The sequence below is a fragment of the Pseudalkalibacillus decolorationis genome (assembly GCF_024609785.1).
GTDB classification, from domain to species: domain Bacteria; phylum Bacillota; class Bacilli; order Bacillales; family Fictibacillaceae; genus Pseudalkalibacillus; species Pseudalkalibacillus decolorationis.
The window spans coordinates 1-620 of record NZ_JANHJQ010000054.1 but is presented as its reverse complement, the minus strand read 5'-3'; the positions used below and the strand labels follow the sequence as shown (position 1 = coordinate 620).

Annotated in this window: 1 pseudogene; it reads left to right on the top strand. The window is 44.5% G+C overall.

Going from position 1 to position 620, the window contains the following annotated elements:
- Positions 1–620, top strand: a pseudogene (locus NON16_RS24900) (transposase); the annotation flags it as partial.

The window sequence follows — 620 nt, the reverse complement described above, 5'->3', positions numbered from 1 at the left end:
CAAAGCAGTCAATGGGTCATGAAAACGGTGTTTCAAAACTGGAAAAGTTTTTATGCCAGTTTGAAAGACTACAAACTTCATCCTGAAAAGTACAAGGCGAGACCACGCATTCCCAACTACTGTCGTTCTTCAGAAAAAGAAGTCCTTTTTACCAACCAAGATTGTGTCATTAAAGCGTCCAAATACCTAAAGTTCCCGAAAACCAAAGACCGATTAAACATCGGGAAGCTAGGTGGATCTGGAAAACTGATGCAGGTTCGGGTGATCCCGAAATATGGTCGGTATGTTGTGGAACTCGTGTTCAGAAGAGAAGAAGTGAACCAGTCCAAGCCATCCCCAACTGGTAACATCATGGCCCTTGACCTGGGGATCACCAATCTCGTTTCCGGGGTGACCAATACAGGTGCATCACCCTTCCTCATAAAGGGGAATCGGATCAAATCGATCAACCACTATTATAATAAGCGAGTAGCTCATTACAGAGCCATTCTTCGCCATGGAAAAGCCCCGAAAGAAGGAGCCCACACCTCAAGACGATTGGAACGCTTACACCAAATCCGATACCGAAAACTCAAAGATTTGTTTCATAAAGCGAGCCATACGATTGTGAATCTTGCCTT